27 protein-coding genes are annotated in these 24,677 nt (G+C 75.9%); 20 read left to right on the top strand and 7 right to left on the bottom strand.

Features of this window, described 5'->3' with window-relative positions; translation table 11 throughout:
* Nucleotides 1-98: 98 nt before the first annotated feature.
* Nucleotides 99-584: a universal stress protein gene (locus tag ACI796_RS09950; protein ID WP_456941065.1), complete on the top strand. Its 486-nt coding sequence runs from the start codon at nt 99-101 to the stop codon at nt 582-584.
* Between the two features lie 25 nt (nt 585-609).
* Here the strand turns inward: ACI796_RS09950 and ACI796_RS09955 are convergent, their stop codons facing one another.
* Nucleotides 610-1,107, bottom strand: a complete 498-nt coding sequence (locus tag ACI796_RS09955) for an Lrp/AsnC family transcriptional regulator (protein WP_456941066.1) — start codon at nt 1,105-1,107, stop codon at nt 610-612.
* A gap of 153 nt (nt 1,108-1,260) precedes the next feature.
* On the opposite strand from ACI796_RS09955, the gene hppD reads away from it, so the two are divergent.
* Nucleotides 1,261-2,466: a 4-hydroxyphenylpyruvate dioxygenase gene (gene hppD / locus ACI796_RS09960; RefSeq protein WP_456941067.1), complete on the top strand. Its 1,206-nt coding sequence runs from the start codon at nt 1,261-1,263 to the stop codon at nt 2,464-2,466.
* Between the two features lie 50 nt (nt 2,467-2,516).
* Nucleotides 2,517-3,722: a cupin domain-containing protein gene (locus tag ACI796_RS09965; protein ID WP_456941068.1), complete on the top strand. Its 1,206-nt coding sequence runs from the start codon at nt 2,517-2,519 to the stop codon at nt 3,720-3,722.
* Here ACI796_RS09965 and ACI796_RS09970 read toward each other — a convergent pair.
* Nucleotides 3,683-4,366 carry a hypothetical protein gene (locus tag ACI796_RS09970; RefSeq protein ID WP_456941069.1) on the bottom strand — a complete coding sequence of 228 codons (684 nt, stop codon included), beginning with the start codon at nt 4,364-4,366 and terminating at the stop codon, nt 3,683-3,685. The genes ACI796_RS09965 and ACI796_RS09970 overlap by 40 nt on opposite strands.
* A gap of 163 nt (nt 4,367-4,529) precedes the next feature.
* Entirely contained in the window at nt 4,530-5,102 is a 573-nt protein-coding gene (locus ACI796_RS09975) for an N-acetyltransferase family protein (protein ID WP_456941070.1), read from the bottom strand.
* A 93-nt stretch (nt 5,103-5,195) separates the two neighbouring features.
* Between ACI796_RS09975 and ACI796_RS09980 the strand changes: the two genes are divergently transcribed.
* From ACI796_RS09980 to ACI796_RS10000, 5 genes are all read left to right on the top strand, one after another.
* Entirely contained in the window at nt 5,196-5,447 is a 252-nt protein-coding gene (locus tag ACI796_RS09980; protein ID WP_456941071.1) for a hypothetical protein, read from the top strand.
* A gap of 67 nt (nt 5,448-5,514) precedes the next feature.
* Nucleotides 5,515-6,018, top strand: coding sequence for a copper chaperone PCu(A)C (locus tag ACI796_RS09985; RefSeq protein WP_456941072.1), 504 nt, complete (start codon nt 5,515-5,517; stop codon nt 6,016-6,018).
* 86 nt (nt 6,019-6,104) lie between these two features.
* Nucleotides 6,105-7,073 carry an NADPH:quinone oxidoreductase family protein gene (locus ACI796_RS09990; protein WP_456941073.1) on the top strand — a complete coding sequence of 323 codons (969 nt, stop codon included), beginning with the start codon at nt 6,105-6,107 and terminating at the stop codon, nt 7,071-7,073.
* A 103-nt stretch (nt 7,074-7,176) separates the two neighbouring features.
* The gene (locus ACI796_RS09995; protein ID WP_456941074.1) at nt 7,177-7,632 is read left to right on the top strand and encodes an RDD family protein; all 456 of its coding nucleotides are present in this window, start codon (nt 7,177-7,179) and stop codon (nt 7,630-7,632) included.
* 19 nt (nt 7,633-7,651) lie between these two features.
* Nucleotides 7,652-8,062, top strand: coding sequence for a hypothetical protein (locus tag ACI796_RS10000; protein WP_456941075.1), 411 nt, complete (start codon nt 7,652-7,654; stop codon nt 8,060-8,062).
* Between the two features lie 9 nt (nt 8,063-8,071).
* Here the strand turns inward: ACI796_RS10000 and ACI796_RS10005 are convergent, their stop codons facing one another.
* Both ACI796_RS10005 and ACI796_RS10010 read right to left on the bottom strand, forming a co-directional pair.
* Entirely contained in the window at nt 8,072-8,917 is an 846-nt protein-coding gene (locus ACI796_RS10005) for an MBL fold metallo-hydrolase (RefSeq protein WP_456941076.1), read from the bottom strand.
* Nucleotides 8,914-9,618 (bottom strand): hypothetical protein, encoded by a 705-nt coding sequence (locus ACI796_RS10010; RefSeq protein ID WP_456941077.1) that lies wholly within the window; start codon nt 9,616-9,618, stop codon nt 8,914-8,916. Before ACI796_RS10010 ends, ACI796_RS10005 begins: the two co-directional genes overlap by 4 nt.
* 193 nt (nt 9,619-9,811) lie before the next feature.
* Between ACI796_RS10010 and ACI796_RS10015 the strand changes: the two genes are divergently transcribed.
* From ACI796_RS10015 to ACI796_RS10050, 8 genes are all read left to right on the top strand, one after another.
* Complete coding sequence (locus tag ACI796_RS10015) at nt 9,812-10,048, top strand: lipopolysaccharide assembly protein LapA domain-containing protein (protein WP_456941078.1); 237 nt, start codon at nt 9,812-9,814, stop codon at nt 10,046-10,048.
* 7 nt (nt 10,049-10,055) lie between these two features.
* On the top strand, nt 10,056-10,484 hold the full coding sequence (locus tag ACI796_RS10020; RefSeq protein ID WP_456941079.1) for an ester cyclase: 429 nt from the start codon (nt 10,056-10,058) through the stop codon (nt 10,482-10,484).
* Between the two features lie 91 nt (nt 10,485-10,575).
* Nucleotides 10,576-11,412, top strand: a complete 837-nt coding sequence (locus tag ACI796_RS10025) for an MEDS domain-containing protein (RefSeq protein ID WP_456941080.1) — start codon at nt 10,576-10,578, stop codon at nt 11,410-11,412.
* Between the two features lie 5 nt (nt 11,413-11,417).
* The gene (locus ACI796_RS10030) at nt 11,418-12,344 is read left to right on the top strand and encodes an anti-sigma factor RsbA family regulatory protein (protein ID WP_456941186.1); all 927 of its coding nucleotides are present in this window, start codon (nt 11,418-11,420) and stop codon (nt 12,342-12,344) included.
* Nucleotides 12,345-12,434: 90 nt separating this feature from the next.
* The gene (locus ACI796_RS10035) at nt 12,435-13,676 is read left to right on the top strand and encodes a Gfo/Idh/MocA family protein (protein ID WP_456941081.1); all 1,242 of its coding nucleotides are present in this window, start codon (nt 12,435-12,437) and stop codon (nt 13,674-13,676) included.
* A gap of 133 nt (nt 13,677-13,809) precedes the next feature.
* Nucleotides 13,810-14,790 (top strand): substrate-binding domain-containing protein, encoded by a 981-nt coding sequence (locus tag ACI796_RS10040; protein WP_456941082.1) that lies wholly within the window; start codon nt 13,810-13,812, stop codon nt 14,788-14,790.
* Between the two features lie 64 nt (nt 14,791-14,854).
* Nucleotides 14,855-15,916: an ABC transporter permease gene (locus tag ACI796_RS10045; protein WP_456941083.1), complete on the top strand. Its 1,062-nt coding sequence runs from the start codon at nt 14,855-14,857 to the stop codon at nt 15,914-15,916.
* A 4-nt stretch (nt 15,917-15,920) separates the two neighbouring features.
* The gene (locus tag ACI796_RS10050) at nt 15,921-16,736 is read left to right on the top strand and encodes an ATP-binding cassette domain-containing protein (RefSeq protein WP_456941084.1); all 816 of its coding nucleotides are present in this window, start codon (nt 15,921-15,923) and stop codon (nt 16,734-16,736) included.
* A gap of 196 nt (nt 16,737-16,932) precedes the next feature.
* On the opposite strand, the gene ACI796_RS10055 is transcribed toward ACI796_RS10050, so the two are convergent.
* The gene (locus ACI796_RS10055) at nt 16,933-17,931 is read right to left on the bottom strand and encodes a sugar phosphate isomerase/epimerase family protein (protein ID WP_456941085.1); all 999 of its coding nucleotides are present in this window, start codon (nt 17,929-17,931) and stop codon (nt 16,933-16,935) included.
* A gap of 94 nt (nt 17,932-18,025) precedes the next feature.
* The gene (locus ACI796_RS10060; protein WP_456941086.1) at nt 18,026-19,267 is read right to left on the bottom strand and encodes a Gfo/Idh/MocA family protein; all 1,242 of its coding nucleotides are present in this window, start codon (nt 19,265-19,267) and stop codon (nt 18,026-18,028) included.
* Between the two features lie 144 nt (nt 19,268-19,411).
* On the opposite strand from ACI796_RS10060, the gene ACI796_RS10065 reads away from it, so the two are divergent.
* The 4 genes from ACI796_RS10065 to ACI796_RS10080 all read left to right on the top strand — a co-directional run bounded on the left by ACI796_RS10065 (nt 19,412) and on the right by ACI796_RS10080 (nt 24,597).
* Nucleotides 19,412-20,449, top strand: coding sequence for a LacI family DNA-binding transcriptional regulator (locus ACI796_RS10065; RefSeq protein ID WP_456941087.1), 1,038 nt, complete (start codon nt 19,412-19,414; stop codon nt 20,447-20,449).
* An 85-nt stretch (nt 20,450-20,534) separates the two neighbouring features.
* A complete protein-coding gene (locus tag ACI796_RS10070; protein ID WP_456941088.1) occupies nt 20,535-22,808 on the top strand; it encodes a cytochrome P450/oxidoreductase in 2,274 nt (757 codons plus the stop codon).
* On the top strand, nt 22,805-23,824 hold the full coding sequence (locus ACI796_RS10075) for a Gfo/Idh/MocA family oxidoreductase (RefSeq protein WP_456941089.1): 1,020 nt from the start codon (nt 22,805-22,807) through the stop codon (nt 23,822-23,824). The genes ACI796_RS10070 and ACI796_RS10075 overlap by 4 nt, the downstream gene beginning before the upstream one ends.
* Entirely contained in the window at nt 23,821-24,597 is a 777-nt protein-coding gene (locus ACI796_RS10080) for a TIM barrel protein (RefSeq protein ID WP_456941090.1), read from the top strand. The genes ACI796_RS10075 and ACI796_RS10080 overlap by 4 nt, the downstream gene beginning before the upstream one ends.
* The last annotated feature ends 80 nt before the right edge of the window (nt 24,598-24,677 follow it).

Genomic DNA, 24,677 nt, shown 5'->3' on the forward strand with positions numbered 1-24,677 from the left:
CCCGCCCCACCCGGTGCCGTCGCCGCCCGCGACCGGCGGGCGGGTGCGGGGCGCCGATCGCGAGGAGGACCGGGCCGGTGGCCGAGGTGTGCGAGTCCGTGACCATCGACGGAGGGGTGCTCGTCGGGCACGACGGGTCCGCCGGCGCCCAGGAGGCGCTGGTGTGGGCGGCCGGCCTGGCCGGGCGGACCGGGCTCCCGCTGCACGTGCTCCGGGCGTGGAGCCTGACCACCGCGCCGCGGCCGTCGACCTGGGCACCGGGCTACGTGCCGCCGCTCGAGGACTCCGAGCGGGCCGTGCGCGACGACCTGGAGCGCTGCGTCGCCGCGGCCGGCCTCGACCCGGCGGTGCCGGTGCGCACGCACACGGTGCACGGCCCGGTGGCCCGGGCCCTCGTGCAGGCGGCCGGGGGCGCGGACCTGCTCGTCGTCGGCGCCCGCGGCGGCGGCGGGTTCGCCGGGCTGCTGGTCGGGTCGACCAGCGACCAGGTGGTCCACCACGCGCCGTGCCCGGTGACGGTGGTCCGCACCGGCACCGGCCGTCCGTCCGCCTGGGCCGCCGCGCCCGGGGAGGTCACCGCCTGACGCCGCGCCCGGAGCCCGGCCGCGGTCAGGCGCGGGGCATCCGGGAGCGGCCGGCGTCCGGGGCGGCCCCGGTCCGCAGCAGCGGCAGGGTCCGCCGCGCCACCAGCTCCGACAGCGCCACGACGCTGGTCGAGCGGACCACGGACGGCGACCGGTTGAGGTCGACCAGCACCTGCTGCAGCGCCTCGTGCGACGCCGCGCCCACCCGGCAGAGCACGTCGCCGCTGCCCGTCGTCGCGTGCGCCTCCAGCACGCCGGGGATGGCCTCGAGGTCGGCGCGGACCGCCTCGATGGCGCCCTGCGCGATCTCCAGCGTCACGAAGGCCTGGACGCCGAACCCGGCCGCCGCGACGTCGACGTCCGGGCCGTAGCCGGTGACGACGCCGGACTGCTCGAGGCGCGCGACGCGGGCGGTGACCGTCGCCCGGGCGACCCCGAGCAGGCGGGACAGCTCCAGCGCGCCCGCGCGCGGGTGCGCGCGCAGCGCCTCCAGCACCGCGACGTCCAGCGCGTCGAGGGTCATGCGTCCTCCCGGGTGCGAGCTGTGCAGTCTGCCCAGTCGACGGGCCGGTCCGCTGGGCCAGCGGTGCAGCCGGACCAGCAGATGCGGTCAGGGTTGCACAGACCGGCTCCGCGCAGTGGGCTTCCCCCACGTCCCCGCGCACAGGAGGCCCCCGTGTCGATCGAGCAGACCCTCAACGACGAGGAACGCCTGGCCGGGCTCGACCTGCGGCAGCTGGAGCAGCTGGTCGGCCTGGTGCAGTACGACGAGTCGGCCGACCCGTTCCCGGTCTCGGGCTGGGACGCGCTGGTGTGGGTCGTCGGCAACGCGGTGCAGACGGCGCACTTCTTCCAGTCCGCCTTCGGCATGGAGCTGGTCGCCTACTCCGGCCCCGAGACCGGCAACCGCGACCACCGCGCCTACGTGCTGCGCTCCGGCGCCGCCCGCTTCGTCGTCACCGGCGCCTACGACCCGGCCAGCCCGCGCGCCGACCACCACCGCGCGCACGGCGACGGCATCGTCGACATCGCCCTCGCCGTGCCCGACGTCGACCGGTGCGTCGCCCACGCCCGCGCCCAGGGCGCCACCGTCGTCGCCGAGCCGCACGACCTCACCGACGAGCACGGCACCGTCCGGCTGGCCACGATCGCCGCCTACGGCGACACCGTGCACACCCTCGTCGACCGCTCCCGCTACACCGGCCCCTACCTGCCCGGCTACGTCGCCCGGACGTCGTCCCACCAGCCGCGGCCGGGGCGCCCGGGACGGCTGTTCCAGGCCGTCGACCACGTCGTCGGCAACGTCGAGCTCGGCGCCATGGACCGCTGGGTCGACTTCTACAACCGGGTCATGGGCTTCACCAACATGGCCGAGTTCATCGGCGACGACATCGCCACCGACTACTCCGCGCTGATGAGCAAGGTCGTCGCCAACGGCAACCACCGGGTCAAGTTCCCGCTCAACGAGCCGGCGGCGGGGAAGAAGAAGTCCCAGATCGACGAGTTCCTCGAGTTCTACCGCGGCCCCGGCGCCCAGCACGTGGCGCTGGCGACCGGCGACGTCGTCGCCACCGTCGACGCCCTGCGCGCCGAGGGCGTCGAGTTCCTCGCGACGCCGGACTCCTACTACGAGGACCCCGAGCTGCGCGCCCGCATCGGCGAGGTGCGCGTGCCGATCGAGGAGCTGCAGGCCCGCGGGATCCTGGTCGACCGCGACGAGGACGGCTACCTGCTGCAGATCTTCACCACGCCCACCGGCGACCGGCCGACGGTGTTCTTCGAGCTGATCGAGCGGCACGGCTCGCTCGGCTTCGGCAAGGGCAACTTCAAGGCACTGTTCGAGGCCATCGAGCGCGAGCAGGAGAAGCGCGGCAACTTCTGATCGTCGAGCGGCAGGAACGGCCGTTCCTGCCACTGGGGAGGTGCGTGACGGTGGCGTACTACCGGCGGGTGGGCGAGGTCCCGCCCAAGCGGCACACGCAGTTCCGGCGTCCCGACGGCGGCCTGTACGCCGAGGAGCTGATGGGGGAGGAGGGCTTCTCCAGCGACTCCTCCCTGCTCTACCACCGGGGCCTGCCCTCGGCGCTGGTCGACGCCCGCCCGTGGGAGCTGCCCGACCAGACCCTGACGCCGAACGCGCCGCTGGTGCCCCGGCACCTGAAGCTGCACGACCTGTTCCCCGGGGAGGAGCACAAGGCCACCGACCCGGTCACCGGCCGGCGGCTGGTGCTCGGCAACGCCGACGTCCGCATCTGCTACGCGGTGTCGTCGCTGCCGTCGCCGTACTACCGCAACGCGGTCGGCGACGAGTGCGTCTTCGTGGAGCGCGGGACGGCGACCGTCGAGACGGTGTTCGGCGTCCTGGAGGTGGGCCGGGGCGACTACGTGGTGGTCCCGCGGGCCACCACCCACCGCTGGGTCCCCACCGGTGACGAGCCGCTGCGCACCTACGCGATCGAGGCCAACAGCCACATCGCGCCGCCGAAGCGCTACCTCTCGCGGTACGGGCAGTTCCTCGAGCACGCGCCCTACTGCGAGCGCGACCTCCGCGGGCCGGCCGAGCCGCTGCTGGCCGAGGGCACCGACGTCGAGGTGTACGTCAAGCACCGCGGCCCCGGGCCCGGCGGGCTGGCCGGCACCGTCCACGTGACGCCGGAGCACCCCTTCGACGTCGTCGGCTGGGACGGCTGCCTCTACCCCTACGCCTTCGACGTGGCGGACTTCGAGCCGATCACCGGCCGGGTGCACCAGCCGCCGCCGGTGCACCAGGTGTTCGAGGGCGTGAACTTCGTGATCTGCAACTTCGTGCCGCGGAAGGTCGACTACCACCCGCTGGCCGTGCCGGTGCCCTACTACCACTCCAACGTCGACAGCGACGAGGTCATGTTCTACGTCGACGGCGACTACGAGGCCCGCAGGGGCTCCGGGATCGGCCGGGGCTCGATCAGCCTGCACCCCGGCGGGCACAGCCACGGCCCGCAGCCCGGCGCGGTCGAGCGGTCGCTGGGCGCGGAGCGATTCGACGAGCTGGCGGTCATGGTCGACACCTTCCGCCCGCTCGAGCTCGGCGAGGCCGGCACCGCCTCCGACGACGGCCGCTACGCCTGGAGCTGGTCGGGCCGGGGACCGTCCACCTGACCCGACGGGGACAGCCCCTCCCGCTCCCGGTCACGGAGGTCGAGGCACTCGGCGCGCTCCTCCGCGAGGACGAGCACGGAGGCCGTGTCCGGCTCGCGGGCGGCGGCGACGGCCGCGGCCAGCGTGGCCCGCAGCGCGACGTCGCGCCGCGGCCCGGGCAGCCCCCGCAGCGCGTCGACCGACGCCTCGAGGCGGTGGCGCCCGGGTCCGTGCCGGTACAGCGGGTCCAGCCGCCGGGCGAGGCCGGCCCGCAGCCCGGTGCCGGTGACGCGGGCGTACCTCCGCTCGGCGCGGGCGAGGTGCCGGGCCAGGACGGCCCCGTCCTCCGCCGCGGCGCCCGCGGCCTGCACGGCGGCGCGGACGACGGCCGCCGTCCGCCGGGCGTCCCGGAGGGGACCCGTGGCGACCAGGACCGGGGCGAAGGCGGCCAGCAGCGGCCGGCCGTCGTCGGTCGAGGCGTCGTTCACCAGCCGGGCCAGCGCGGCCACGGTGGGGTCCGTGCAGCGGGGGTGGTCGTCGAAGGTGGCCCCGGCGAGGACGGACACGTACTCCATCAGGCAGGCACCCAGCTCCGGCACCGCGTGGGACCCCGCCCGCAGCCGGGGCAGCCCGTCGGGGACGGCGGGACGGTCGGTCGTCTTCATGGTCCACCACCCGGTGAGGTCGACGGACGGCGACGGTGCGCGCCCAGTGTCGCGCGCCTCGCCGCCGTTGTGGGCGTGCCGGCACGCGGAGCCTGCTCCGACGCGCCGGCCCGCACGTCGCCCGGACCGGATGAGTCCGGCCCCGCCCGTGGCGGTCCCGGCGTCAGGCCACCGGGGGCAGGTCGGTGACCTCGACGGTGAGCTCGCCGCCGCCCTCGTGCCGCGCGGTCAGCCGGCCGGCCCGGCGCAGCATCCCCAGGGAGGCGCGGTTGTACGCGGCCACGGTCGTGCGCAGCCGGACGACGTCGCGAGGCCGGCGGGCGAGCACGGCGTCCAGCAGTGCCCGGCCCACCCCGCGGCCCTGCCAGGCGTCGAGCACGGTGACCGCGACGTCGGCGGTCCCCGGCTCACCGGGCCAGCGCACCAGGCGCGCCACGCCGACCGGGCGGGCGCCGCCCTCCGCCGGGAACGCCGTGAGGACGACGGCGACGTGGTCGACGCCGTCCACGCCGTCGACCAGGAGCTCCAGGAGGGAGTCGGACAGCTCGGGGAGGTCGGTGAGGAAGCGGGCGCGGCGCGACTCGGGCGAGAGCTCGGCGTAGCCGGCCCGCAGGGCCTCGGCATCGGTGTCCAGCAGCGGCCAGACCAGGGCCGGCGTGCCGTCGGCGAGGACGGCCTCCGACAGCGGGCCGGCCGCGCCGGGCGCCCGCTCGGTGGTCGCGCTCGGGGTGCTCATGCCAGGGACAACGCCCGGCGGGCGCGCACGCGTCCGGGATGTGCGCGGGAGCACGTCGTTGCCACGGGGCGCCGCGGCCCTCACCCTCGCTGCATGACGCGCACGGGGACCTCCACCGGCACCGTGGTCCGCTGGGACGAGCAGGCGCGCGGCGCCGTCATCGAGGTGCCCGGCCTGCCCGGCGACTGCTGGGCCGACGCCGCCGCCGTCGAGCCGGCCGGGGAGTCGCTGCGCGCCGGGCAGGTGGTCAGCGTCGACTGGGCCGAGGAGCCGGCGCACGGGCGGCCGTTCCGCGCGGTGCGCGTCCGGCGGCGGGAGGACCTGCAGGCCACCCCCGGCGCCTGAGCCCGGGCCCGGCGCGCGACCGGCCCCGGGAGCACGACGGGCGCCGGACCGACGTCAGGAGGAGAGCGTGGAGCAGCGGACCGGAGCACGCACACCCCTCGGGACGGCGACGGGCGCCGCGGTCCTCGTCCTCCTCGCGACCGCGTGCAGCACGGGGCAGGACGCGGAGACCGCGCAGGAGACGCCGGACACCCCGGGCGTCGACGGCTCGGTCGGGCAGGTCGCCCTGGACGACGTCTACCTCGACGCCGACGCGACGATCGCGGCGGGCGACTCGGTCGCCCTGCGCGGCGCGCTGACCAACGACGCGGACACCGACGACCGGCTGGTCTCGGTGAGCACGCCCTCGGCCGGGTCGGTCGCGCTGCTCGACGAGCAGGGCGGCAGCAGCCCCGACGGCATCGACCTGCCCGCCGACGGCTCGGTCGACGCGACGCAGGGCCAGGTGCGGATGCAGCTCGACGACGTGACCGCCGACATCACCACCGCGGACACGGTGCCGGTCACGTTCGCCTTCCGGAACGCCGGGCAGGTGCAGCTCGACGTGCCCGTCGGGACCGCGGGGCAGTAGGCCCGCGGGGGCGGCTGCCGTACGCCGGCGCCGCGGACGTGCTCTGACACACTCGCCGGACCGTCTCCCGAGCACCAGGAGGACCCGTGCGCGCCGCGCAGATCACCAGCCTCGACGGCCCCTCGGCCATCTCCGTCGCCGACGTCCCCGAGCCCGACGCGGACGGCAAGGTCGTGATCGACGTCCACGTCGCCGGCGTGACCTTCCCCGAGGTGCTGCTCAGCCGCGGCGAGTACCAGCTCAAGCCCCAGCCGCCGTTCGTGCCGGGCAGCGAGGTGGCCGGCGTCGTGCGCAGCGCGCCGGAGGGCAGCGGGCTCACCGCCGGCCGGCGGGTGGCCGCCTTCCCCGGCTTCGGCGGCTTCGCCGAGGTGGCCGCGGCCGACCCGGGCTTCGTCTTCCCGCTGCCCGACGCGGTCTCCTTCGAGCAGGGCGCCGCGCTGCCGATGAACTACCTGACCATGCACTTCGCGCTGCGCCGGCGTGGTCAGCTGCGCGAGGGCGAGACGGTGCTCGTGCACGGCGCCGCCGGCGGGCTCGGGACGGCGGGCGTCCAGCTCGCCAAGGCCTACGGCGCGCGGGTGCTCGCGGTGGTGTCCAGCGAGGCCAAGGGCGAGGTGGCCCGCGCCGCCGGGGCCGACGAGGTCGTGCTCGCCGACGGGTTCCGCGACCGGGTGAAGGAGCTCACCGGCGGCCGCGGCGTCGACCTCGTCGCCGACCCGGTCGGCGGCGACCGGTTCACCGACTCCCTGCGCAGCCTCGGCCGCGAGGGCCGGCTGCTGGTGCTCGGCTTCACCGGCGGCGAGATCCCCACCGTCAAGGTCAACCGGCTGCTGCTGAACAACGTGTCGGTCGTCGGCGTCGGCTGGGGCGCGTTCTGGGCGGGCGACCCCGGCTACGTGCAGGAGCAGTGGGCCGACCTGCTGCCGCTGCTCGAGCAGGGCCTCCTGCAGCCGGTGCTCGGCACGGTGCACGACCTCGCCGACGCCGCCGCCGCGGTCACCGAGCTCGACGAGCGCCGCGCCGCCGGCAAGGTCCTCCTGCGCGTGCGGGACTGACCCGGGCCGAAGGACCCCCTGCGCCCGGGCCGTCCGGGCGTGGGGGCGGCCGGACCGTCCCGCGAGGCTGGGACGGTCCGACCGCACCCCGCAGGAGGCAGCCATGACGGCGCTCCACCCCCCGTACACCGCCACCACCGACGTCCACGTCACCGGCCGCCGCGTCGTCGCCACGCTGATCGACGGCGTGGTCATCGGCGGCGCCTACACCCTGCTCGCCGCCGGCACCGACTCGATCGAGCAGGTGGGCCCCTGGGAGTGGGTGTCCGACGCCCCGCCGTGGGCCACCGCGCTGTACCTCCTCGTGGCCGCCGCCTACTTCGTCCTCATGGAGGGCGGGCTCGGGCAGACGCTGGGCAAGATGGCGACCGGTATCCGGGTCATCGACGAGCGGACCGGCGCCACGTCGCCGGGCTACGCCGCCGCGGCGATCCGCACCGTGCTGCGGCTGGTCGACGGCCTCCTCGGCTACCTGGTGGCCTTCGTCGTCGCCCTCTCCAACCCCCGTCGGCAGCGGCTCGGTGACATGGCCGCGCACACCCTCGTCGTCCGGACCTGACCGGGGCGGGGAGGACGCGGTGTCCGCCCGGACCCGGGCCGGGCGCCGTCCGGCCGACGCCGAGGCCGACGACTGGTCCCGGCGCCTGGCCGGGCTGGTGGGTCCGGCGCTGCTCGCGATCTCCGCGTCGGAGGCGGTGAACCTCGACCTGGTGCGGGAGCAGTACCGCAGCGTCAGCTACCTCGACGGATCGCTCGTGTTCGTCGCCGGCCTGTCCCTCGTGCGCGCGCACAACCGCTGGGTGGCCGGCTGGCCGGTCGTGCTCACGCTCACCGGGTGGTCGGCCCTGCTCGGTGGTCTGGGCCGGATGTTCGCGCCCCGTCCCGACCGGTCGGAGGCGGGTCCCGGCGCCCGCGCCGGGACGGCGGTCGCGTTCGGGGCCGGCGTCCTCCTCACGGTCGAGGCGTACGCGCTCCGGGCCGCCGGCTGACCGCTCCCGTCACCGGCGGGCACCCGGGTCTCCCGTCGGCGCCGGGTGGTGCCCGGAGCCGCGCCGCCGGACGCGGCCGCCGGCGTCCCGGGCCAGCGTCGCCAGGGCCCCGGCGGCGTCGTCGGTCAGCGGCTCGCCGTGTCCGGGCGCGAGGACGCGGGGCTGCAGGGCGGCCAGCGCGGCGATCGAGCGCCGCGCCGCCGGCCGGTCCCACGTCGTGTACCAGGGCGGGCCGGACGGGCGCCGCCGGCCGAGCAGGAGCCCGGCCGGTGAGCCGAGGTCGACGGTCACGACGGCGTCGCCGGTGAGGAGGACGCCGTCGGCGGGACGCAGGTAGGCGACGGAGCCGGGGGTGTGGCCGGGGGCGGGGACCACCCGCCAGCCAAGCAGGCCGGGCACCCCGGCCGCGGGGTCGAGAGGACGGGTGACCTCGCTGATGTCACCGGCCGCGGTGATCCGCTCGCGCACCCGCCGGGGGAGCAGGCGCATCAGCGGCACGAGGACCCAGTGGTCGAGGGGCATGTCGTACGTGGGCAGGTACTCGCCCCGCGCCAGCGGCAGGTCGGCCGGGTGCACGTACACCGGCACCTGCCACGACCGCGCCAGCTCCCCGGCGGCGCCGGAGTGGTCGGGGTGGACGTGGGTGAGCAAGACGGCCGCCGGCCGGGTGCCCGGCCCGAACAGCGACCGCGCCGCGGCCTCGATGAGCCGGGCGCTGCCCGGCCACCCGGCGTCGACGAGCACCCAGGCCGGGCCGGAGCGGACCAGGAGGACGTTCGAGGCGAGAGGGCCCCGTCCCACGCCCAGCAGGTGGACGCCCGGGGCGACCTCCCGGACGCCCGGTGCGGCCCTCACGCTCCTCCCGCCGCCGCTCCGACCGCCACGAGGTCGGCCCGCGTGGTCCGCTCCGCGCGGGACCGCACCCCGCGCAGCATCTGCCGGGACATCACGAGGTCGGCGGGCACCACGGCGATCCGGTACGCCGCGGTGACCCACCACGGCCGCAGCCGCGCGCGGGTCCGGAACAGGAACCGGGTGCGCCCGTCCTCGAGCGGCTGCAGCACGAACGCCCAGGACCAGTCGATCGCGGCGCCGTAGCGCTCGGCCCACCCCGGCGGCAGGTGCTCGCGGGAGTGCAGCACCAGGTGCCGGGGCGGCTCGACGTCGGCGACGGTGAAGGCGCAGTGCGCCTCCGGCGGGCCGTCGAGGACCCGGTCGCCGACGGTGAGGTGCTGCCACGCGGGGACGAGCCGGTCGGCGCTGGGGCCGTTGCGCGGGAACAGCAGCCGGTCCACCCAGCGGGCGGTGTACCACTGTCCGCGGCCCCAGCCCATCTGCACCAGCCAGGGCCACACGCACTCCGGCGGCGCGTCGACGGTGGTCGCGTGCGTGGTCACGATCTGCGGATCGGGGCACAGGCCGTCCCCGGGCAGGAGCCGGCGGCGCTCGGCGCGATCGGTGCCGGAGGTGCGGCCCAGCCACTGCAGGGCCGCGTACCCGGCCACCCCCGCCGCGATCAGGTGGCGCGGGCGCGGGGCCCACCTCGAGGGGGTCACGGTCCCACCGTCGGCTCCTGCCGGTCTCCGGGTCAGGGGCGGACGTCCCGGGCCCGCTGGGCGGAGGTCGCGTGCCGCCCGGTCGGACCGACTCCGCCGTCTCGTCCGTCCGGGGTGAGGCAGGCCCCTGGCAGCGACGGAGACGGTGGCGCGTGCGGCCCGTCCGTGCGACTCCCGACCGGCGGAGGCAGCCATGGCCACGACGTCACCCGCATCCCCGTCGCCCCGGCCGGCCCGCCGCCGGGTGCGGCCGGGCCAGGTCCTCGCGCTGCTCATCGCGGTCGTGGCGGTCGCGTTCATCGTGCAGAACCGGGACCGGGTCACCGTCGACCTGTTCACCGTCGACGTCACGTCGCCGCTGTGGCTGATCCTGACGATCATGCTGCTGCTCGGGGTGCTCCTGGGGATGACACTCCGCTCCCGGCGGTGACGAGCCGATGGCCTTCGACGTCGACCGGCTGCTGCGGCTGTGGACCGAGCCGCTGCCCGGCGGACCCGCCGCGGAGGAGGCGTTCCGCGCGGTCTACACCGACCCCGTCACGGTCAACGGCCGGCCGCTGACCGCCGCCGACCTGGTCACCCGTGCCCGGGCGGCGCAGCGCACCTTCGAGCGGGTGGAGCGGCAGGTCGTCGCCGTGGTCGAGGACGGCGACCGCGTCGTGATCGCCTTCCGGATGGGCGGCCGGCAGGTGGGCCCGCTGCAGACCGCGGCCGGCCCGCTCCCGCCCACCGGCCGGGACGTGCGGCTGCGGGTGGTCGACGTCCTCACCCTCGACGGCGGCCGCATCGCCGACATCTGGATGGTCGCCGACGAGCTCGGCGCGCTGGCCGCCGTCGACGCCGTCCGGCTGGTCGCGCCCGCCTGAGCCGGGCGGGCGGACCGTCGCCGCGGCCGCCCGCGGAACGGATCCGTCCGAGGGCCTGACATCGGGCACCCGGGTCGGTAGCGTCGCGGGCGTGACCGTGCCGCGGGGCCTGGACGGCCCGACCGGACTGCGGCCGGGCGACCACGCCTGCTGGTCCTTCGGCGGCCCCGCCGACCTCGCCGCCGCGGTCGTCCCCTTCCTCGAGGAGGGGCGCCGCCGCGACGAGCAGCTGGTGCTGGTCGGCCCCTCGCGGCCCACCCTGCTCGCCGCGGTGTCCGGCCTGCCCCACCGGGACGAGCTGCTCGCCGACGGCCGGCTCGACGTGCAGGTCACCGGCGACAGCTACACCTCCGCGGGCGGCCTGGCCCCGGCCGAGCAGGCGCAGCACTACCGCGCCGCGACGCAGGAGGCCCTCGCCGGCGGGCGCACCGGCCTGCGGGTGGCCGCCGACGTCACCGAGCTGATCCGCGGCGGGCGCTCCGGCCGCCGCCTGCTGCACGCCTACGAGCAGCTCGCCGACGAGGTCATGGGCGCGGTCCCGATGACCGCGCTGTGCCTGTACGACGCGTCGGTGGGCCTGGAGGCCCTCGCGCCGGTCGCCGTCCTCCACCCGCTGCAGCACCTCGGCGATCGGCAGCCGCTGGCCCACCTCTCCGGCCGCGGACCCCGGCTGTCCCTGCACGGCGAGGTGGACCTCACCGAGGCCGCGCACGTGGCGACCGCCCTCGTCGACGTCGCCGGCGACACCCCCGGCGAGCTGGTCCTCGACCTCACCGACCTGGACTTCCTCGACGTCGCGGGCGCGCGGGCCCTGGCCGGCGCCGCGCAGGAGCTGTCCGCCCGCGGGATCGACCTGCAGCCGGTGGGGGCGCGCCGGAACGTGCGCCGCTGCCTGGAGCTGTTCGACCTCGCCCCGGAGCAGCCGTGACCTGGATGCGGCCGACCGGCGACTGGGACGGCACCGGGTTCGCTCACGAGGGGTTCGTGTTCTCCTCCGACGCCGAGCTGGTCGAGCGGGTGGTGCCCTTCGTCCTCGAGGGGTTCCGCCGCGACGAGCCGGTGCTCGTCGTCGCCGGCGAGCGCGTGCGCAGCCTGCTCGCCGGGCAGCTGGGGACCGACCTCGGCCGGCTGGCGGTCTTCGCCGCCGCCGAGACCTGGTGGCGCGGCGGCCACGGCACGCTGCAGGCCTACGACCGGGACCTGCGCGCCCTCCGCGCGGAGGCGCCGAGCTGGCGGCTGGCCGCCGAGCCGGTGTGGCTCGCCCGCGAGGACGGGCGGGAGTGGAGCCGCTTCGAGGCGGTGGCCAACCGCTGCTACGAGGCGATGCCGTACTACAGCCTCTGCCTGCACGACGCCCAGCGGCTGCCGGCCGACGTCCTCGCGGCCGTCGCCCGCACCCACCCGCTCACCTGGGGTGGCGCCGCCCCCGCGCCCCAGCCGGCGTACGAGGACCCGGCCGACTTCCTCCGCACGGTCCAGCCGCCCTGGACCCGGCGCCCCGCGGGCGCGGCCGTCGTCCCGGTGACGTCGCCGGCGCAGGCCCGCCGCGCGCTCAGCCTGCTGCTGCCGGCCGGCCGCCGCGCGCGGCTGGGCGACGTCGTCCTGGCCGCCCACGAGGTGCTGGTCAACGCGCTGCGCGCCGCGCCCTTCGCGGAGCTCGCGACCTGGACCGACGGGGACGCGTTCGTCGTCGAGGTGTCCGACGGCGGGCCCGGCCTGACCGACGAGACGCTCGGCTACGTGCCCCCCGACCCCGCCGACGGCGCGCGGGGGATGTGGCTGGCCTGGAGCCTGGCCGACGACGCCGCCGTCCGCACCGGTCCGGCCGGCACCACCGTCCGGCTGTTCTTCCGCTCCTAGGACGGTCCCGGCCGGCCGCGCGGAGGGGGTCCCCGCCGCCCGGTCCGGGCCCTACGCTCGCTCCCACGCACGGGGCCGAGGGGGCGTGCCGTGGGCGGGAACGGGCCGGGGAACGGGCGGGGGAACGGGCGTCCGGTCGGGGTCGCGGTCGTCGGGTTCGGCTGGATGGGCACCGTGCACGCCCGCGCCCACACCCGGGTCGGGCACCACTTCGCCGGCCTGCCCGCCGTGCCGTGGCTGGTCGCCGTCGCCGACGACGTCCCCGGCCGGGCCGAGGCCGCCGCCGCCCGCTACGGCTTCGCCACGGCGACCGCGGACTGGCAGCAGGTGCTCGCCGACCCGCGGGTGGAGCTCGTGTCGGTCACGGCCCCGAACTGGCTGCACCGGGAGATCGGCGTCGCGGTCGCGGAGTCCGGCCGGCACCTGTGGATCGAGAAGCCGGTCGGCCTGGGCGCTGACGACGCCCGCGCGGTGGCCGGGGCGGCCGCGGCGGCCGGCGTGCAGGGCGTCGTGGGCTTCAGCTACCGCAACGTGCCCGCGGTCGCCTTGGCGCGGGAGGTGCTCGCCGCCGGGGAGATCGGCCGGGTGACCCACGCCCGCGTCGCCTTCCTCAGCGACTACGCCGCCGCGCCGGAGGGGGCGCTGACCTGGCGGTACGAGCGGGCGCGCGGCGGCAGCGGGGTCCTCGGCGACCTCGGCTCGCACGCCGTCGACCTGGTCCGCCACCTGCTCGGCGAGGAGGTCGTGTCCGTGCTCGCCGACACGGCGGTGTTCGTGCCGCAGCGGCCCCGCCCGGCCGGGCCGACGTCGGGACACGCCACGGCGGCCGGCGGCGTCCCGGGGCCGGTGGAGAACGACGACCACGTCGCCGCGCTGCTGCGGCTGTCCTCCGGCGCGCGGGTGACCCTGGAGGCCAGCCGGGTGGCGGCGGGGGAGCAGAACGCCTACGGCTTCGAGGTGCACGGCAGCGCCGGGCGCCTGGCCTGGGACTTCCGCCGGATGGGCGAGCTGCAGGTCAGCCGCGGCCCGCTCGCGCAGGACCAGCCCGTCGCCACCGTGCTGGTCGGTCCCGGGGCGGGGGAGTACGCGGCCTTCCAGCCCGGACCCGGCAACCCGATGGGCTTCGACGACCTCAAGGTGGTCGAGGCCCGCGACGCGCTGCTGGCGGCCGCCACCGGCGCGCCGCACGGCGCCACCCTCGACGACGCGGTGCGGGCGGCGGCCGTCCTCGACGCGATCGCCGGGTCCGCCGCCCGCGGGGCGCGGGTGGCGGTCCCCGGGGCCGCGGTCGGGGGCGGCCCCGTGCCCGCCGGCAGGGCCCAGGGGCCTTGACGCTCGGGGTGGCCCGTGTCACATTCCCCTTGTCACTATGTCCGGACATTAGGACGTCCCGCCGGGTGCGGGGATCCCAGCCGGACCGGCCGACGGCCGCCAGCAGGGTGGCCATCCCGACGAGGAGACGCCCATGAGGAGGACCCGACGGTCGCTGCGGCTGGCGGTGGCGGTGAGCGTGACGGTCGTCGTCGCGACGGCGTGCAGCAGCGAGGGTGGCGCGCAGAACGAGGGTGGCGGCGGTGCCGCCGAGGGCGAGAGCTACACCATCGCGATGGTCACCCACGAGGCGCCGGGCGACACGTTCTGGGACAAGATCCGCAACGGTGCCGAGGCGGCCGCGGCCAACCACAACATCACGCTGAACTACTCGAACAACCAGGACGCCGGCGAGCAGACGACGCTCATCCAGAACGCGATCGACCAGGGAGTGGACGGGCTGGCGACCACACTGCCCACCCCTGACGCCATCGGGCCCGAGGTGCAGCAGGCGGTCGACGCCGGCATCCCGGTCGTCGCCTTCAACGCCGGGATCAACGACTACACGAACTACGGCGTCGGCATGTACTTCGGCTCCGACGAGGACCTGGCCGGGCAGACCGTGGGCACCAAGATCTCCCAGGAGAACCCCGGCCACACCGTCTGCGTGATCCAGCAGCAGGGCCAGGTGCAACTCGAGGCACGCTGTGCCGGGGTGACGACCGCTTTCCCCGACACCGAGATCCTCTACGTCGATGGCGACGACCTGCCGTCCGTGCAGCAGACCATCGGCGCCAAGCTGCAGCAGGACCCCTCGATCGCGAACGTGGTGACCCTCGGCGCCGACATCGCCCTGGCCGCCCAGCAGGCGAAGGCCGACTCGGGCAGCCAGGCCTCCGTCGTCACCTTCGACCTGAACGCCGACGTGGCCGAGCAGATCGAGAGCGGCGGCATCCTGTTCTCGGTCGACCAGCAGCCCTACGTCCAGGGCTACATGGCCGTGACGGCGCTGTGGCTGAACCTGACCAACGGCAACGACATCGGCGGCGGGGGGCCGGTCCTGACCGGACCGTCCGTCGTCGACGAGACCAACATCGGCCCGATCGTCGAGTACGCCAACAACAACACCCGGTAGCCCGCTGGGGAGGAGTCGCGTGACCGGCTCCTCCCACCCCGCCCTCCCGAGTCTGGAGCACGCCATGAGCTCATCCGTGGCGGCGAAGCCGTCCACCGCACCCCCGGCCACCCCACCGGGCCGTGCCGAACGATCGATGGTGTCCCGCGTCCTCGCCCGTCCCGAGATCGGGGCGCTGGCCGCGGCGATCGTGATCTTCGCCTTCTTCTACGCCGTCGCCGCGCCTTTCCGGACCCTGCCGGCGCTGGCGACGGTCCTCTACGCCTCCTCGACCATCGGCATCGTCGCGGTCGGCGTGGCCCTGCTGATGATCGGCGGCGAGTTCGACCTGTCCGCCGGTGTCATGGTGGTGTCCGCTGCCCTGGCCTCCGCGATGATCTGCTACCAGTTCAGCCTGAACATGTGGGTCGGCGTCGTGGTGAGCCTGCTGATCGCCCTGGCGATCGGGTTCGTCAACGGCTGGCTGGTGGTGCGGACGGGGATCCCCAGCTTCCTCATCACGCTGTCGACCTTCTTCATCCTGCAGGGCCTCAACCTCGGCGTCACGAAGTTGGTCACCGGCACGGTCGCCACGCCCAACACCAGCAACATCGACGGCTTCGGCGCCGCCAAGGCGGTCTTCGCCAGCGACATCGACCTGGGCTTCATGACGCTCAAGGTCACCGTGCTGTGGTGGCTGGTGTTCGTGGCCGTGGGCACCTGGCTGCTGCTGCGCACCCGCACCGGGAACTGGATCACCGCGGCCGGGGGCAACCAGGCCAGCGCCCGCGCGGTCGGCGTCCCGGTGCGCAAGGTCAAGATCGGCCTGTTCATGGGCGTCTCGTTCCTGGCCTGGTTCCTCGGGATGCACCTGCTGTTCAACTTCAGCACCGTGCAGGCCGGCCTCGGCGTCGGCAACGAGTTCATCTACATCATCGCCGCCGTCGTCGGTGGCGCCCTGCTGACCGGTGGCTACGGCTCGGCCGTCGGCTCCGCGCTGGGCGCCTTCATCTTCGGCATGACCACCCAGGGCATCGTCTACGCCGGCTGGGACCCCAACTGGTTCCGCACCTTCCTGGGCGTGATGTTGCTGCTCGCGGTGCTCGTGAACCTCTACATCAAGAACTACGCCGCCCAGAGGAGATGACGACGTGACCGACACCATCGCCGAGCACGCCGCCCAGGACCTGGCCAAGGGCACGCCCCTGGTCGAGATGGAAGGCGTGGGCAAGTCCTACGGCGCCATCCGCGCCCTGGAGGGCATCAACCTGACGGTCAACGCCGGGGAGGTCGCCTGCGTCCTCGGGGACAACGGCGCCGGCAAGTCCACCCTCATCAAGATCATCTCGGGGCTGCACTCGCACACCGAGGGCACGCTGCGGGTCGACGGCCAGGAGCGGCGCTTCAGCTCGCCGCGGGAGTCGCTGGACGCCGGCATCGCCACCGTCTACCAGGACCTGGCGGTGGTCGGCCTCATGGAGGTCTGGCGCAACTTCTTCCTCGGCTCGGAGATCCGCAAGGGCAAGTACCCGATGGCGCCCCTGGACATCAAGGCCATGCGCGAGATCGCCGACACCGAGCTGCAGAAGATGGGCATCGTCGTCAAGGACATCAACCAGCCGATCGGCACGCTGTCCGGCGGTCAGCGCCAGTGCGTGGCCATCGCGCGGGCGGTGTACTTCGGCGCGCGGGTGCTGATCCTCGACGAGCCCACCGCGGCCCTGGGCGTCAAGCAGTCGGGTGTGGTGCTCAAGTACACCGCCGCGGCGCGCGACGCCGGTCTCGGGGTCGTCTTCATCACCCACAACCCGCACCACGCCTACCTGGTCGGGGACCACTTCGTCATCCTCAAGCTCGGCCGGCGGGTGCTGGACAAGAAGCGCTCGGAGGTCACCCTCGAGCAGCTGACCACCGAGATGGCCGGCGGTCAGGAGCTCGCCGAGCTCTCGCACGAGCTCAAGCGCTGACCCGGCGACGGCGCCGCCGTCCGCCCCCGGGCCGGACGGCGGCGCCGGTCATGCGTGAGGGCGCGTCGTCTCCCGTCGGCGTCGACGACGCGGTCACCACCATGCGGCTGATCGACGCCTGCTACGTGGCCGCCGGCCCTGCGACCCCGGCCCCGGCTGCGGCCCGAGCCGCCCACGGCCGGGGGCTGACCCGGCGCTACAGCTTAGCGGCGGCCGCCCGGAGGTTCTCCGCGGCGAGGGCGAGGCCCCCGAGGCGGTCGTGGGCGGCGTCCTCGTGCTCGATGTTGACCGCCATGTCGGGGTCGACCTCGGCCAGCGCCCGCAGGAACTCCGTCCACCAGCCGACGTCGTGGCCGACGCCGACGGCGACGAACCGCCACGCCGGGTCCTCGGGCCAGGCGGAGCACCGGTACCCGATGCCGGTCGGCACCGTGTCCGGGGCGTCGGCCGGCACGCGGGTGAAGGAGGTGTCGAGCACGCCGCGGACGTCGACCCCGGGGGTGATCTCCGCGTCCTTCGCCGCCGCGTGGAACACCAGCGGCCCGAGCCGCCGGATGCACGCGACGACGTCCATGCCCTGCCACATCAGGTGCGAGGGGTCCATCTCGGCGCCGACGTTCGTGGCGCCGGTGCGCTCCACGAGCCGCTCGAGGGTGACGGGGGAGAAGACCAGGTTGTGCGGGTGCATCTCGAGGGCCACCCGGACGTCGTGGGCGCGGGCGAGGGCGTCGATCTCCCGCCAGAACTCCTCGGCCACCCCCCACTGGTAGTCCAGGACGTCCAGGTAGACGTCGTCCCACGGGTTGACCACCCAGGACGGGTAGCGGGCGGCGGGGTCCGAGCCGGGGGTGCCCGACATGGTCACGACGTTCCGGACGCCCAGCAGTCCGGCCAGCTCGATGGTGCGGCGCAGGTCGTCGGCGTGCTCCGGGCCGACGCCGGGCAGCGGGTTGAGCGGGTTGCCGTTGCAGTTGAGCCCGGTCAGCTCCATCCCGCGCGAGGCGAACGTCCCCAGGTAGTCGCGCCGGGCCCGCTCCGAGGCGAGCAGCAGGTCGACGTGGCAGTGCGGGGAGGGGATGAAGCCTCCGGTGTTGACCTCGACGGAGGTCAGCCCGTCGGCCTGCAGCACGTCGAGGGCGTCGGACAGGGGGCGGTCGTGGAGGCAGGCGGTGTAGGCGCCGAGCTTGAGGGCCACGGGGGTCTCGCTTCCTGGTCGTCGCTTCCTGGTCGTCGCGTGCCGGTCGTCGCGTGCCGGTCGTCGCGCCCGGGTCGTCCGGTCACGGAGGAGGTCAGGCGGGAGGCGCCGGCACGGCGGGGGCGCCGGCCGCGGCCGGCGGAGCGGGGTCCGGCACGGCCACGTCGACGGGGGCGCCGCCGGCCCCCGAGGACCGGACGACGGCCGCGATGACCTCCATCGTGTGCAGCGCGTCGGCGAAGGACGCGTTGGCGGGCAACGGGTCGGGGGTCCCGGCCACCTGGTCGAGGAAGGCCCGGCACTGGTAGGTGAAGGCCTCCTGGTTGCCGATCCCGACGCCGGGGGCCTCCATCGGGTAGCCGCCGTGGAAGTACGGCGCCTGCGGCCCGACGACCACCTGGCGGGCCCCGCGGGTGCGGGCCTCCGGCTGGGCGTCGTCGACCAGGTACTCCGCGGGGCGGTGGGCGTCGAAGGCGACCCGCCCGGCGAGCCCGTGCACGTCGAACGCGAGCCCGTTCGGCAGCCCGAACGCGGTGCGGGACACGGAGAACGAGCCGCCGAGGCCGGACGCGAAGCGCGCGGTGAACACGGCGGTGTCCTCGTTCTCGACCTCCCCGACCTCGTCGCCGACCGGCGCCGTGCCGTGCCCGACGACCCTGCTCAGGGGGAGCGGGCGCCGCGGGACCTGGGTCGTCAGCGCGCCGCCGGACACCGCGGTGATCGGCCCGCAGAGGTGCTCGGCGGCGTCGATCAGGTGGGCCCCGACGTCACCCAGCGCCCCCGAGCCGGGTCCGCCGCGGAACCGCCAGCTCATCGGGCTGCGGGGGTCGCAGGCGTAGTCGCACCAGTAGCGGCCGCTGAACAGGGTCGGCTCCCCGAGCCCGCCGCCGCGGACGTGCTCGCGGATGGCCGCGATCGCGGGGGAGCGGCGGTAGGTGTAGCCGACCGCGGTGACCACGCCGGCGTCCGCCGCGAGGGCGGCCATGGCCCGCGCGTCCTCCATCGACCCGGCCAGCGGCTTCTCGCAGAGCACGTGCTTGCCGGCGGCGACCGCCGCCTCGGCGACGGGCCGGTGCAGCGCGTTGCCGAGGACGATGCTGACCGCGTCGATCGAGGGGTCCTCGACGACGTCCTCCCAGCGGTACACCGCCCGCTCGTAGCCGTAGCGGCGGGCCGCGTCGCGGGCCAGTTCCGCGTCGGCGTCGGCGATCGCGGCCAGCCGGACGGGCGGGAGGCCCTCCCCGAAGACGGTGCCCGCCTGGCGGTAGCCGGCCGCGTGGCTGCGGCCGGCCATCCCGGCACCGATCACCGCCGCGGACAGCGGCCGCTGCGACATCGCTGGTCCCCTCTCGTGGGGTGGGCGGGGGCGGCGCGGGGGCGGAGCCGGGGAGGTGGCGCGCCGGCGCGGTGGGGACGGCACCACCCGCGGGTCGCTAAAGCGCTTCAATAGGGATGCCGATCACAACAGCGGAGCCGGGTCGTGTCAAGGGAGCGGGTGGTCGTCCTGAGCGTGGAGGAGCCGGTGCGCCGCCCGCGGCTGGCGGACGTCGCCGCCGAGGCGGGCGTGTCCCCGGCCACGGCGTCCCTGGTGCTGCGCGGCGCCCCGGGGCCCAGCGACGCGACCCGGGAGCGGGTGCTGGGAGCGGCCGCCCGGCTCGGGTACCGCCCCGACCGCGCCGCGAGCCTGCTGGCCCGGCGGCGCAGCCGGCTGATCGGCGTCCTGATGGACGTCCGCAGCACCTTCCACGCGCAGCTGGTCGAGGACCTGCACGAGGCCGCGGAGGAACACGGCTACGACCTGGTGCTCAGCACGGTCACCCGCACCCGCGACGAGGAGCGCGCGGTCGAGACGCTGCTCGACTCCCGGTGCGAGGCGCTGCTCCTGCTCGGCCCCGAGGCGCCCGCGGCCCGTCTCGGGGCGCTGGACCGGCAGCTGCCGGTGGTGGCCGTCGGGCGCCCGGTGCCCTCCGCCGGGGTGGACGTCGTCCGGGCCGCGGACGACGAGGGTGTCGCGCTGGCGGTCGACCACCTGGTCGCCCTCGGGCACCGGCGGATCGTCCACGTCGACGGCGGCCGGGGGGTCATCGCGTCGGCCCGCCGGCGTGGCTACCGCGAGGCCATGCGCCGGCACGGTCTCGACGGGCACCTGCGGGTGGTGGCCGGGGACCACGGCGAGGCGGCCGGGGCGCGGGCGGCGCGGACGCTGTTCGGGCCGGGGGAGCGCCCGACCGCCGTCGTCGCCTACAACGACGCCTCGGCGGTCGGCCTGCTCGACGCGCTGCTGCGCGCCGGCGTCGCCGTCCCGGGCGAGGTCTCGGTCGTGGGGTACGACGACAGCCCGCTGTCCCGGCTGGCGCACGTCGACCTGACCACCGTCAGCCAGGAGTCGCGCGAGCTGGTCCGGCACGCGGTCGCGGCGGTGGTGGAGCGGCTCGACGGCGGACGCACGGAGCACCGCGAGGTCGTCGTCCCCCCGCGGCTGGTGGTCCGGGGGACGACCGCGGCGCCGCCGGTTTGACCTGACAAACCATTGACAGTGGCCCGGGTCACCCCTGACGCTTGAAGCGCTTCAAGCCTCGTTGCTCCCGACCGCGGAGACCGCCATGGCCCAGACCGCCACAGCCCCCGCCGCCACCCTCGACTACGACCCCTTCCGGCCGGACTTCTACACGTCCGACCCCTTCGGCCTGTACCGCCGGATGCGCGACGAGGCGCCGGTGTGGCACAGCGAGCGCTGGGGCTGGTACGTCCTGACCCGCTTCGCGGACGTGCGCGCCGCGGCCCTGGACGCCGACACGTTCCGCAGCTTCGAGGGCATGGACATCGACGACAGCCGCCTCGAGCAGGTGCCGCCGGGGTCGATCGGCAGCATGGACAACCCCCGCCACGACCAGGTCCGCTCGGTGGTGCAGCCCTACTTCCTGCCGCGCCGGATCGCCGCGCTCGAGGACGGCATCCGCGCGGTGGTGCGCGAGCTGGTGGGCACCTGGCGGGACCGCGGCAGCGGCGGCCGGGGCACGGTCGACATCGCCCAGGAGCTGGCCTGGCCGATGCCCTTCGACGTGTTCTTCCACCTCATGGGGCTGCCGGGCCGGCACGACCCCGACCCGCTGGAGCAGGCGCGGCGCGAGCAGCTCGAGCACTGGACGCACGAGCTCAAGGACCGCGTGCCCGGCACCCCGCACCTGACCCCGGTCGCGCGGGCGGCCACCGCCGGCGTCCAACAGTTCTTCATCGACCTGCTCGACGACCGCCGCCGGGCCGCCCGCGACGACCTGGTCACGCGGTTCGTCCAGGCCGAGGTCGACGGCGTGCCGTTCGTGCCGGAGCGGGTGACGACGGAGTCCGAGGTCAGCGGTCTGATGATGATCCTGTTCCTCGGCGGCGTGGAGTCCACCGCCGGGCTGACCGGGACGCTGTTCACGCTGCTCGCCGAGAACCCGGACCAGCGCGCGCTGCTGCAGGCCGACCCCTCGCTGATCCCGGCCGCGGTCGAGGAGGCGCTGCGGCTGATCACCCCGTTGCAGCTCACCGCCCGCACCACCTCGCGCGAGGTGACGCTGCACGGCGTCACGATCCCGGCCGGCGGCCGCGTGGTCCTGGTGACCGGCGCGGCCAACCGCGACGAGCGACAGTTCCCCGACCCCGACACCTTCGACGTCACCCGGCCCCGCGGCCGCCATCTCGGCTTCGGCGAGGGCGTGCACGGCTGCCTGGGCGCCCCGCTGGCCCGGCTCGAGGCGCGGATCGCGCTGGAGGAGGCGCTGCCGGTGCTCGGCGAGTACACCCTCGCCGGCGCGCCCACCTTCTACCCGAGCTCGCCGAACATGTACGTCTGGAAGAACCTGCCGATCGGCTTCGGCGGGGGCGCCGGGCGCCGCCCGCACGTGGAGGAGGTCCGGCACCGGACCACCAGCGTCACCCTCGCCACCACCGAGTTCGAGGCGCCGGCGCGGGTGGCGGTCAAGCGCGAGGTCGCCGACGGCGTGGTGGAGCTGGTGCTGCGCGCGGCCGACGGCTCGCCGCTGCCGGCCTGGGAGCCGGGCGCGCACGTCGACCTGGTCCTCGACGGGGCGCCCACCCGGCAGTACTCGCTGTGCGGCGACCCGGCCGACCACTCCGCCTACCGGCTCGGCGTGCTGCGCGACCCCGACGGGCGCGGCAGTTCCCGGTACGTGCACGACACCCTCCGCGAGGGCGACCGGGTGCGGGTCCGCGGCCCGCGCAACAACTTCCCGCTCGCGCCCTCGCCGCGGTACCTGTTCGTCGCCGGCGGGATCGGCATCACGCCGGTCCTGCCGATGATCCGCGCGGCCGAGGCGGCCGGCGCCGACTGGCGGCTGGTCTACGGCGGCCGGCGCCGCGCCTCGATGGCCTTCCTCGACGAGCTGGCCCCCCACGGCGACCGGGTCTCGGTCCGCCCGCAGGACGAGACCGGCCTGCTCGACCTCGACGAGGTCCTCGGCACCCCGCAGCCGGACACCCTGGTCTACTGCTGCGGCCCCGAGCCGCTGCTCGCGGCCGTCGAGCGCACGGTCGCCGGGTGGCCCGCGCGCTCCCTGCGCGTGGAGCGCTTCGCCCCGCGGCCGCGGACCGGCCCGGTCAGCGACGAGCCGTTCGAGGTGGTCCTGCAGCGCAGCGAGCTGACCCTGCCCGTGCCGGCCGACCGCTCGATCCTGTCGGTGGTGGAGGCGGCCGGGGTCGGGGTGCTGTCCTCCTGCGCGGAGGGCACCTGCGGCACCTGCGAGACGGCGGTGCTCGCCGGCACCCCCGACCACCGCGACTCGGTGCTCGGCGACGACGAGCGGCAGGCCGGCGACTGCATGATGATCTGCGTCTCCCGCGCCGCGGGCCCGCGTCTGGTGCTGGACCTGTGACCGCCGGCCCGCTGGGCGTCGCCCTCCTCGGCTCGGGGCGGATGGGCGCCTTCCACGCGCAGACCCTGGCCCGGCGGCTGCCGTCCGCGCGGCTGGTGGCGGTGGCCGACCCCGCGCAGGGCGCCGCCGAGTACCTGACGGGGGTGCTCGGCGCCGGCCGGGCCTACACCGACGCCGCGCAGGTGTGGGACGACCCGGAGGTCGACGCCGTCGTCGTCGCCGCGCCGGCCCGCGCGCACGCCGACCTCGTGGCCGCCGCCGCGGCCGCCGGCCGGCACGTGTTCTGCGAGAAGCCGATGGCGGTGACGCTGCCCGACGCCGACCGCGCCATCGACGCCGCCCGCGCCGCCGGCGTGGTGCTGCAGGTGGGCTTCAACCGCCGCTTCGCCCCGGACTGGGCCGCCGCCCGCGCGCTGCTGGACGACGGCACGCTCGGCACGCCGCGGCTGCTGCGCTCGCTCACCCGCGACCCGGGCGGCTTCGTCCCGGCGCGGGTGAAGCCGGACACCGTCTTCCTCGAGACGCTGATCCACGACTTCGACACGCTGCGGTTCCTGCACCCGGGCGCGCAGGCGGTGGAGGTGCACGCCGTCGCCGACGCGCTGGTCGAGCCCGCCTGGCGCGACCGGGGGCTGCTGGACACCGCGGTCGTCGTCGTCCGCTTCGACGACGGCGCGATCGGCGTCGCCGAGGCCTGCTTCGAGGCCGCCTACGGCTACGACGTCCGCGGCGAGGTGCTCGGCTCCGGCGGCATGGTCACGATGGGCGACGGCCGCCGCACCGGCGCGGTGTTCTCCGGCCCCGGCGGCCGGGTGGCCGAGACCGTCCGCAGCGACCAGGAGCTGTTCGCCGACGCCTACACCGCCGAGCTCGCGGCCTTCGTCGACGCCGTCCGCGGCGGGACGCCGCCCCCGGTCACCGGGGAGGACGCCCGCGCGGCGCTGGCGATCGCGCTGGCCGCGGCCGAGTCGGTCCGCGCGGGCCGGCCGGTGCGGACCGACGAGGTGGAGAAGTGAGCCGGTACCGGCTGGCCGCCTCGGCGGAGATGCTGTTCCTCGACCTGCCGTTCGCCGAGCGGGTGCGGCGGATCGCCGCCGCCGGGCTCGAGGTCGAGATCTGGGACTGGACGGGCAAGGACCTCGACGCGCTGGCCGCCACCGGCGCGACGTTCTCCTCGATGACCGGCTACGTCACCGGCACCCTCGCCGACGACGACGGCGCGGCCGAGCTGCTGCGCACCGCCGAGCGGTCGCTGGCGGCCGCCGAGCGGCTGGACTGCCCGCGGCTGAACGTGCACGGCACCGGGCTGGACGCCCGCGGGCTGCCCGTCGTCCCCGCCGCCGTCGTGACCCCGGCGATGTGGCTGACCGCCGCCCGCACCCTGACCCGGCTGGCGGAGCTCGGCGAGCGGGCCGGGCGGGTGTTCACGCTGGAGAACCTCAACACCGCCGTGGACCACCCGGGCACGCCGTTCGCCCGGGCCGCGGACACGATCGCGCTGGTCGAGGCGGTGGACAGCCCGCACCTGCGGCTCAACCTGGACCTGTACCACGCGCAGATCGGCGAGGGGAACCTCATCGCGCTCGTGGAGCGGGCGCTGCCGCTGGTCGGCGAGGTGCAGGTGGCCGACGTCCCGGGGCGGTGCGAGCCGGGTACGGGGGAGATCCGCCACGAGGCGGTCGCGGCGGCGCTGGCCCGGCTGGGCTACGACGGCGTCGTCGCGCTGGAGGGCTGGGCGTCCGGCGACCCGGAGGAGGCGCTCGCGGCGTTCTGCACCGCCTACGGCTGACGTCTGCTTGTCCGGACATCCTGTTGTCCGGCTGCCCCGATGAGGGGAGGACAGGAGGATCCCGGCCGGCGGGGTGCGAT

It is taken from the genome of Geodermatophilus sp. SYSU D00525 (genome assembly GCF_054050475.1).